This is a genomic window from Mariniphaga sp., from assembly GCF_041687215.1.
GTDB lineage: Bacteria > Bacteroidota > Bacteroidia > Bacteroidales > Prolixibacteraceae > Mariniphaga.
Map to the genome: position 1 here is coordinate 1 of NZ_JAWLCI010000101.1, position 9,703 is coordinate 9,703.

Here is a 9,703-nt window from a genome sequence, read left to right on the forward strand (position 1 = left end):
GTACTCTCCTAAAAATCTTTCAAACCGCTAAAACGGGTTTATTGTCAGCTTGTAATTTCTGACTCCCGGCATCACCCTGTATTTTTGCAACTGCCGGATAGCAGTTCCCCCAACTCCGCTAACTTCGTAATCCACATTCAGAATGGTGTGAGGTGCTTCTTCCAACTGATACGTGTACATAGCGCGCTCCAGATTGTCAGTACTGTATTTGTGCAAACTGAAGTTTAGCAATTCCCCTCCTTTTATCAGCAAACCTTTTCCTTCCCCATCCTGCACTTTCAGCCAGCGCACATCGCTGCGGTTGCCATATTCCTGCGGAATTAGGTATGGTTCGTACATTTTATTTGCATCAGAATTGTACAACCCAACTTTTGCTCCGGTTTTCCGGTCGGGATAGTTTTCAAAAGGCCCACGGCCATACCATTCCACATTGCTGAATGATTTGGGCAACTGAAACTGTAACCCGATTTTTTGCAGCATATCGGGCATCGGACCGTGCGGAATAATTTCCTGTTCCAGTTCAATGGTTCCATCTGACTTAAAAGTCCAGATTTCGTTTCGCTCAAAACCCGACGAAAAAATCCATTCGTGAGCGCGTCTCGAAGGATCCATCGAACTATTGGAAAAGGCACCGATTTGAATCACAACTTCACTTTCAGCAAGCTGCTTTACTTTAATTTCGTGCACTTCGGAAACCAGGTTTTGCAAACCCAGCGTCCGCAACTGGTTGTCGATGCTGCGACCAAAACCCGGAGTCATTTTTCCCTGTTCAAACATGTAGCTTCCCCATGGGTCAATGTCGTTGGCCAGAGGCGCCCGCCAAACGTTAAATTCGGGTCCGTCATCCAGATATTCCGTTTCGTTAAACTGCAACGACTTCAGTTTTCCTGATTTTTTATCCATCTCATACCGAAAGTTTCTGCCCGTAATTAAAATACTTTCGTTGTTTTCCCTGATCGTAAGTTTTCCCTTTTCAAGAACTTTTTCCTGCACATAAATTTCAGCCGGAACAGGAATTTGTTCCCAGGCAATTTCGTGACTTGCTTTGGCCCATTTGGTGTCTTCCATTAGTAAAAATGACACGGTAAGCAAGCATTCGGAATGACTTTCAATTTCGGGCATCCGGAAGGGAATGGTATCTTTAACTGTCTCGCCCGGCACACAATCAATCTGAAAAAATCCACGCTGAATGGTATCGCCATTCACCGTCAATTTCCACATCCCCTGCAGTTTGTTCAGGTTTTTAAAATGATGACGGTTGGTGATTTCAATCAGCCCGTTTTTAATATCAACAGCCTCGATTTTAACCGGCTGCCCCGATTTTTTTATCTGGTAGATTTCGGGTTGAATTTTCCGGTCGGGCCATATAATTCCATAAGTACGTCCGCCCAGGCCCACAGCAAAAAATTCTTCATCTTTTGCTTTTATGTCGGCTTCAAAATCGAGAACCAAAACTGCGCCTTCTTTTTCATTTTTTAGCTCATCAAGGGAAACCGCCTTATCGAAAATTTTCACCTCATCGATAATCATTTTCGACATCCGGCCCGAATATTCGCCCTGATCCTGCGTATCGGCTTCACGGCCAATACAAAACGGGAAAGGCGTTGAACTGATTTCGCCGCTGTGCCGGGTTTGTGCAACACGTTCTTCGTCCACAAAAAGCTGTAAACTTTTACCATCGTAAATTCCGGCAATGTGATGCCAGTTTTCGTAAAAATCATCTTTTACCCGTGCTTTTGCTGAAATCCGTTTTTCTCCGCTATGAATGTAAAACTCCAGCGTTTGCGGATTTTCCATGTGAATCCCGTACTGGTATTTCCCCTTCATTAAAAATGTGTTTGGTTGCGGAATTTCAAACGGTTTCACCCAAAAGCCTACACTCAACATATTTCCTGTAATATCGAGGCTGGGATTACGGTAAAACTCCACCCAGTCATCGTGTCCCGTAAATTCGAGGCCGCGACCGTTTTTTCCTTCCGTGAAAACCGGACGACCCATAATTTGCCCGTTATTTTTATAAGATGAAGAATCCGGCAAAATCCAGCGCGGTGTTTTAATTCCTGGGCTAATCCAATCCCAGATTGCCCCGCCGGTCAATCGCGGATATTTCCAAATCCACTGCCAGTATTCATCCATGCCGCCCAGTCCGTTTCCTGTGGCGGCCAGGTACTCGTCCATAAACGAAGCCCGACGGTCGTTTTGAGGAAGGACTTTGCCTTGTGCCAGATTTTTATAGTCGATGGGCAACCAGTACCGCGGGCCCACTATGTCTTCAAACGGAATGTAAAACGTGTTTCCGCCATACATCCAGGCCGGGCGACTGGGGTCAATTGCCTTGCCGGTTTTTATCACTTCGTTGATGTTAAACCCGCTGCCCGACTCGTTTCCGGCGCTCCACATAATTACCGACGGATGGTTGCGATCGCGGTAAACCAGTTTGCGGCTGCGGTCTTTGTACATTTCAGTCCAGTCGTGGTTGCCGGATAAATTAATGTTGGCGTGCGCTTCGTCGCCCACCTCATCTACAACGTAAATCCCCAGTTCATCAGCCAAATCGAGGTACTCGGGAGTTGGCGGGTAATGCGATGTTCGCACGCAGTTGATGTTGAACTTTTTCATCAGAATCAGATCCTGTTTCAGCGAATGCAAAGGAACAGCCTGCCCGTGCTCGGGGTGGTGCATGTGGCTGTTCACGCCATTCAGTTTTACCGGTACGCCATTTATTGTAAAAATGTAATTCCGGTATTCCACCTCACGAAAACAGATTTTTTGGGTAAATGCCTCCAGTGTTTCACCCTCTTTGTTTTTAAGCCGAATGAGCAACGTATATAAATTGGGCAACTCTGCCGACCATTTTTCAGGATTCACAACCAACGTGGAAAGCGTTACTTTTTTAATGGAATCGGGTGCGGTTTTAAAATTCATGGATTGAATTCCGTCTTTCAAAATTGACTCATTTTTAGCATCAAACACATCAAATTCCAGTGTGCAGGCCGAAGTGTCTTTTTCCGCATTCCGCACAACTGTTTCCACTATCAGTGTGGCGTCTCCGTAGTTTCGATCCAAATCAGTTACCACATAAAAATCGTGAATAAAAGTTTTGGGATAGGCCACCAGTTTCACGTCGCGGTAAATGCCCGAAAGCCGCCACATATCCTGGTTTTCGAGATACGATCCGTCGGAAAACCGCAGCACCTGAACCGCCAAGTCGTTTTCACCTTTTTTTACAAACGGAGTAATATTAAACTCTGCCGGTTCAAATCCGCCCTGATTGTAGCCCACCCGTTTGCCGTTCACCCAAATGTACGCAGCCGATTTTATGCCTTCAAACCGAAGCAATATTTCTTTGTCGTTCCAGCTTTTGGAAATTTCGAATTTGCGTTTGTAACACCCGGTTGGATTGTAATAATCCGGAATATTGGGCGGGTCGCTTTCGAAAGTTAAGGCAATGTTCCTGAATTTTGGATGACCATAACCTTCCATCTGCCAGTTGGATGGCACTTTTATTTCGGCCCATTCCTCAATGTCGAACTTTGGTTTCCAAAACTCTTCCGGAACCTGTTCAGGAGTTTCCACCCATTTGAATTTCCACATTCCGTTCAGCAATTGGAAATTATCATTTTGGTCTGGTCGGTTAATCAATGCTGCTTCCTTTGTTGAAAAAGGAATATGAAATGCACGGGGCGGCACTTGTCCCTTTTCGAATACAGCCGGGTTTTGCCAGTCATCGGGCAGAAACTCCACTTCCTGGGATTGCACTACACCATTCAGAAAAAACAGAAAAAAAATGCAAAAAAAAGTTCGACTCATGGCATCAGGTTTTTTATTCATCTACAAAACTAAAAGATAATTTCATTACACGATTTGATTTTCAGAATAACCCCCGGTGATATTTTTCTCATCAATGCAACTTACAGATTTCAAAAAAAATACCCGATTTACAGCCAAAACCTATACAAAATTTCCCTGTTTAACTTTTTCAACTCAGTTATTTTGAACGCTCATATCAGCATTTTTCAACCCTCGTTTCAGTCGTAAAAATGATACTGATACCAACTGTTATAGCGATATTTGCAGTGTAAATTAAATGACAAAAACGTTCACAAAAAATATTAAAAATACGATGGGGAAGATTATCCTGTAGAAATTTTTCCATTACAAACCCAGGTTAGAAAAACAGAGAAAAGGTATTGAGACGCTTAAAAACCATTGCAAATAATTTGCAGTGGTTTTTTTTGTTGCAAAATGCAATTAAGTTCAAATTAAATCACAAAATACTTGATTATATATTTAATTTTCAAGACATTTGAATAAAAAATCAAAAGTCATGCGTTCTCTGTTTACACTAATTGTTTTAATGGCGGTTTTGTTGCCACCATTAAATGCACAAGAAAGTAAAAAAGGGTTTGAGTTTAATTTTTCGCTGGTGCATCCGGCAAAATGGAGTTTGAAAGAGTATCGATACTCTGCTGACCCAACTCTTGAGGTTCTCTATTTTACATCGATTTCAAAAAAGTTTTGGGTTGCAGGCGGCATTTTTGCACAAGCCGGAAAACACAACTGGCTGGAATTATACGGGCATACTTTTATTGATGATTTTGGAATGCCCTACCGTTTGCGAACAGACTATAACCGGCAGCTTGAGTTTTTCAGTTTGGGAATTCCGGTTAAAATCGGATTGAATTTTAACAACCCTGTTTTCAATTCGCTTTTTCTGGGATTTACAGCCGGCAACCATTTAAAACTGGAAATGGCTTATTATTATAAATCTGAATTTGTGGCCACTTTTCCTGTTTACCCTTATTACAGCTCAGTGTTTTGGGAGCTGAATTTTGGATTGAGAAAAACACTTCTCAAAAAAGGGAATTTTACCATTTCGCTTTCACCTGTTGCCGGATACAGAAAAGAAAGCCCAAAAAGATTTCATGCTATGGGACGTCGAGATTATTTTTTTTATGGTTTTGGGATAAGTTCAAAAATCGGGAAATAACACTTCAACTCAACCATTTATCTATTTCACAATTTTTCAATTTAGCCTTTTTTGATTTCCTCATTCATGAAACCGCTGGAAATACTCTGTTGGCGTCATTTTCGAATGGCGTTTAAACGTACGGTTAAAGTTGGACAAGTTGTTGAATCCGCTCTCGAAACAGACCTGGGAGACCGAAAGTTTTCCTTCGATGATAAGCTTGCAGGCATAACTAATCCGTAAATCGGTAACGTATTCAGAAAGCGACTTTCCGGTTTTCTCCTTAAAAAAACGGCAAAAAGCTGAAGGATGGAGATGGGCAATTTCGGCAACCTTCTCCAGTTCAATTTTTTGCTGGTACTGGGTGGTTAGAAAATGCAGCACTTTGGTTAGCCGGTCATCAGTAAAATCGTGGTTTTGCTGATGATACAACTCGCCTGCAAGTAACCTGTATTTTTCGGTTTTAGCCAGTTCGTGCAAAAGTTTCAGCAGTAAAATCACCCGGTCGAATCCTGAACTTTGGGCAATCTTCAACACCTGTTTTCCTGCCTTTTCAGAAAACGGTGGCAAAAACCGGATACCCCGCGACGCACGACTGAACAACTCCTGTATCACATGAAATTCAGGATATTCGAAAATCGATTCGCGAAACAAATCGCCGGGAAACTGGATGACAATGTAGTTTATTTTTTCATGGCTGTCGGGCGCATGGTATTTTTCATCGCTACGCCAGAAATGCGGCAGATTGCTTCCCAACATAGCCAAATCGCCCGAATTAAATTGCTCAATATTATCAGCCACAAAACTGGTACCTGTGCCTTCAATGACATACAAAATCTCGTATTCGCTGTGAAAATGCCACGGATAAGTAAAGTGAGGCATTTTGCGCCATTTTACTTTTACGGCCGTTCGTAACGGAAAATCGATGTATTCCTGCATCACCTTCATGGGTTCAATATTAGTAAAAATGTTAATCCAGTACAAACCCTTGCTAAAAAAATACTGTCAAATGATTCCCGGATAACCTAAATTTGAAACGTGAAATCAATCTGAAATTATGACAAACCAACAATGGCAGTTGCTTCTGGATACTGTAAGCGGAAAGACACCCGAAAAACCGGTAACAGGATTTATTATCGACAGTCCGTGGATACCGGGTTGGGCTGGTGTTTCAACCCTTCAGTTTTACTCTTCTGAAGAAATCTGGTTTCAAACCAACAAAAAAGCCATTGAAACTTTTCCCGATATTATTTTTCTGCCGGGGTTTTGGTCTGAGTTTGGCATGTGTACCGAACCTTCGGCATTTGGCGCCAAAATGGTTTGGGACGAATATAACCTGCCCCATGCCAATAAAATTATCAGCGACATTTCTGAAGCCGGAACCCTGAAAGTGCCCAATCCGAAAACCGACGGGCTGCTTCCGTTTGTCATTCAACGCCTGTTGAACTACCAAAGACCAATGCAGGAAATGGGGCACGAGGTGAAATTTGCCATTGCCCGCGGACCGCTGAATATTGCCTCCTTTTTGATGGGCACCACCGAACTGATGATGGGTTTTATGATGGACCCGGAAAACAGCCACAAACTACTGGAAACCATTACACAGTTTACCATTGGCTGGCTGCAGCACCAGAAAAAAAAGTTTCCTTCTATTGAAGGAATTCTTGTGCTCGACGATATTGTTGGATTTGTTGGCGACGATGAATGCCGCGAATATGCTGTTCCTTATATAAAAAGAATCTTTAATGCCTTCAAATCGAAACTGAATTTTTTCCATAACGATGCACAGGGTTTAATTTCCACGCCTTATTTAAAAGAGATGGGTGTTCACCTTTTTAATTTTAGTTTCGAACACTCCATGAAAGAAATTCGTGAACTGGCCGGACCGGAAATTGGGTTGATTGGAAACCTGCCACCGCGCGATGTGCTTGCTGCCGGAACACCGGAACAAGTTCGGGAGGAAACACGTAAAATGGTACATGAATTTGGCGACAAAAACCGGGTAATCTGGTCGTGTGGCGGCGGAATGCCACCCGAAGTTACAACTGTGAATATTAAAGCGTTTAAGGAAACAATAGATGGAGAAGCAAAATGAATAAAATCGAACCACATAGGCACATAGGACACATTAGAAAGTCTATGTGCTCTATGTGCCTATGTGGTTAAAATATTTTGGCAAATTAGTAGTTTAAATAGAAAAACATGAAAAAAATAATCTGTTTATTATTGGTAATTACAGGCTTGCAGTTAAATGCTCAGGAACTGACAAAATTTTCAGTTCACATTGGGAATGATCGGATTGATGCTCCGGTTTCGGTGGCACTGGACGGGTTAAACTACAATACCGACAAGGGCACTCTGGCACTTTATGAAGTAATCGCAAACGGAGAAAAACCGGTCGCCTGTCAGCTTGAATCCGGCCATTCGGCAAAACTTTGGTTTATTTTAGAGGGAGTTTCTGCCAAAAATTCAACCCGGAATTTTATTTTAAAAACAAAGGAGGAAGCTGAAAGTCCAAAACCGAAAGTGGAAGTTTTAAAAAGCCACCAGAATTTCAGTTTGCTGATGAATGAAAAACCGGTTTTGAACTACCGTTTTGAAACCACTTTCCCGCCCGAAGGAGTGAATCCTTTATACAAACGTTCGGGATTTATCCATCCGTTGTGGTCGCCGGGAGGTGAAGAACTTTCGCGTATCCAGCCACCGGACCATTACCATCATTACGGCATTTGGGGACCGTGGACGCTAACTCATATTGACGACCGCGAAGTGGATTTCTGGAACCTCGCCAAAGGGCAGGGAACGGTAAAATTTGCTGAATTTTTATCGGAAACGGAAGGTGCAGTATTTAGCGGTTTCAAAGCATTGCAGCAACACATAGATTTTGGCGGACAGGGTCCAGACCAGGTGGCCATGAATGAAATTCTCGATGTACGGGTTTGGAACGTCTCCGAAAAAGTGTGGGTAATAGATTACACCACCACACTGAACAGCTCGCTGCCCACCGGCATTATGCTCGATGCTTACCGTTACGGCGGAGGAATCGGCTTTCGAGCTACGGAAAAATGGCACAAAGACAATTGCACGGTGCTAACCTCTGACGGAAAAGACAGGGCTGAAGCTGACGGTTCGTTTGCCAAATGGTGCATTGTGGAAGGAGAATCGGATGTGAACGAAGGCCGCTCGGGAATCCTTTTCTTAAGCCACCCGTCAAACCGGATGCACCCCGAGCCCATGCGCGTTTGGCCGCTCGATGCCAACGGTGGGCGCGGCGACATGTTTTTTGAGTTTTGCCCCATCCGGCACGAAGACTGGAAACTGGAACCCGGAAACGATTATACATTAAAATACAGAATGGTTATTTTTGATGGTGAGATGGATGCAGAAACAGCAGAAAATTATTGGAATGGGTTTGCAACGAATCCGAAAATAGAATTAAGTAAATAGTACAAAGTACAGAGATATGAGAAAAGTAAAAGTTTTGATAATTGCATTTTTTGCAATAGTTTGTGCAGCAACAGCACAGCCGAAAGTAACGGCTGAACAAGTGGGCGATAAAATCGAGTTCAGGGTGAACGGCAACCTGTTTACCAGTTATATTCTATCTGAATTTGAAAAGTACCCGTTCTTTTTTCCGGTGAATGGCCCTTCGAACGCCACGGTAACTTCCATGCGAAACGCCAACTACCCGCACCACAGTTCGCTGTTTTTCGGATGCGACAAGGTGAATGGCGGCAATTACTGGCAGGAGGGTCTGGAACGTGGGCAAATTGTTTCACTGCGGGCAGACATCCTTGAAACCGGCAGTGAAAAAGCTGTTGTGGAAAATGAAAACATCTGGAAACGGCCCGGCGCCGATGCGCCCATTAAAGACAAGCGCAAAATCACTGTTTCTGTTCCATCGCCCGAAAAATTCCAAATTGATTTCGATATAGTTATGGAGATGCTTATGGATGTGACCATTGACAAAACCAACCATTCGCTGTTCAGCGGAAGAATGGACCCTGATTTAGCTGTAATTAACGGAGGCACCATGATTAATGCTGAAGGTGAAACCGGAGAAAAAGGCACATTTGGAAAGCGTTCGGCATGGATTGACTATTACGGCGAAAGAATGGGCAAAACAGAAGGAATGGCCATTTTGCAACATCCTTCCAACGAGTGGTTCCCGGCGCCATGGTTTACCCGCGATTACGGATTCTTCTCACCCACACCCATGTACTGGCCCGAGAACGATAAAAATATAGTCCTGAAAAAAGGAGAGCAGATAAAACTGAGGTACAGGGTTTTGGTGCACACGGGTGATCATGTTGAGGCAAAAATTGCGGAGGAGTTTGAAAAGTATAGGGAGGAGTAGGAAGTGGGAAGCGCGAAGTAGGAAGTAGGAAGTGGGAAGTAGGAAGTTGAAATATCAAAATTTAAGTATATGAATGGATTTAAATTTGAAAAGTTGATTATTTGGCAACGTGCTATGGAATTGGGAGAAAATATAAACGGTTTAACTGATAGTTTTCCTCAAAAAGAAATTTACAATTTGTCTTCCCAGATTAGAAGAGCTGCGGACTCTGTTGCTTTAAATATTGCCGAAGGATCAATTGTGCAATCTTCGCCTGAATACAAAAAATTTCTTGGATACTCCATTCGTTCGCTTGCTGAAGTCGTAACTTGCTTGTATAAAGCTAAAAATAGAAAATATATTACTGATAATGAATTCGATGAATATTATAAATTTTG

Annotated in this window: 7 protein-coding genes; 5 read left to right on the top strand and 2 right to left on the bottom strand. The window is 43.0% G+C overall.

From position 1 onward, the window contains the following. Positions 1-27 precede the first annotated feature (27 nt). Positions 28-3,810, bottom strand: coding sequence for a glycoside hydrolase family 2 TIM barrel-domain containing protein (locus tag ACESMA_RS20710; RefSeq protein WP_372950786.1), 3,783 nt, complete (start codon positions 3,808-3,810; stop codon positions 28-30). Positions 3,811-4,327: 517 nt separating this feature from the next. Here ACESMA_RS20710 and ACESMA_RS20715 point away from each other — a divergent pair. Continuing rightward, positions 4,328-4,990, top strand: a complete 663-nt coding sequence (locus ACESMA_RS20715) for a hypothetical protein (RefSeq protein ID WP_372950787.1) — start codon at positions 4,328-4,330, stop codon at positions 4,988-4,990. A 60-nt stretch (positions 4,991-5,050) separates the two neighbouring features. Here ACESMA_RS20715 and ACESMA_RS20720 read toward each other — a convergent pair whose 3' ends face one another. Further along, entirely contained in the window at positions 5,051-5,917 is an 867-nt protein-coding gene (locus tag ACESMA_RS20720) for an AraC family transcriptional regulator (RefSeq protein ID WP_372950788.1), read from the bottom strand. Between the two features lie 109 nt (positions 5,918-6,026). Here ACESMA_RS20720 and ACESMA_RS20725 point away from each other — a divergent pair, with 109 nt between their 5' ends. The 4 genes from ACESMA_RS20725 to ACESMA_RS20740 form a co-directional block, all read left to right on the top strand. Further along, positions 6,027-7,064, top strand: coding sequence for a uroporphyrinogen decarboxylase family protein (locus ACESMA_RS20725; RefSeq protein ID WP_372950789.1), 1,038 nt, complete (start codon positions 6,027-6,029; stop codon positions 7,062-7,064). Positions 7,065-7,171: 107 nt separating this feature from the next. Next, a complete protein-coding gene (locus tag ACESMA_RS20730; RefSeq protein ID WP_372950790.1) occupies positions 7,172-8,416 on the top strand; it encodes a PmoA family protein in 1,245 nt (414 codons plus the stop codon). A gap of 16 nt (positions 8,417-8,432) precedes the next feature. Beyond that, on the top strand, positions 8,433-9,326 hold the full coding sequence (locus tag ACESMA_RS20735) for a PmoA family protein (RefSeq protein ID WP_372950791.1): 894 nt from the start codon (positions 8,433-8,435) through the stop codon (positions 9,324-9,326). A 69-nt stretch (positions 9,327-9,395) separates the two neighbouring features. Continuing rightward, on the top strand, positions 9,396-9,703 hold a 308-nt coding region (locus tag ACESMA_RS20740), incomplete at its 3' end, for a four helix bundle protein (protein WP_372950792.1).

What these genes read in the sequence shown, in the direction of transcription:
- ACESMA_RS20725 (WP_372950789.1), top strand. Translation starts at nt 6,027, where the DNA reads ATGACAAACCAACAATGGCAGTTGCTTCTGGATACTGTAAGCGGAAAG.
- ACESMA_RS20735 (WP_372950791.1), top strand. Translation starts at nt 8,433, where the DNA reads ATGAGAAAAGTAAAAGTTTTGATAATTGCATTTTTTGCAATAGTTTGT.
- ACESMA_RS20720 (WP_372950788.1), bottom strand. Translation starts at nt 5,917, where the DNA reads ATGAAGGTGATGCAGGAATACATCGATTTTCCGTTACGAACGGCCGTA.
- ACESMA_RS20730 (WP_372950790.1), top strand. Translation starts at nt 7,172, where the DNA reads ATGAAAAAAATAATCTGTTTATTATTGGTAATTACAGGCTTGCAGTTA.
- ACESMA_RS20710 (WP_372950786.1), bottom strand. Translation starts at nt 3,810, where the DNA reads ATGAGTCGAACTTTTTTTTGCATTTTTTTTCTGTTTTTTCTGAATGGT.
- ACESMA_RS20715 (WP_372950787.1), top strand. Translation starts at nt 4,328, where the DNA reads ATGCGTTCTCTGTTTACACTAATTGTTTTAATGGCGGTTTTGTTGCCA.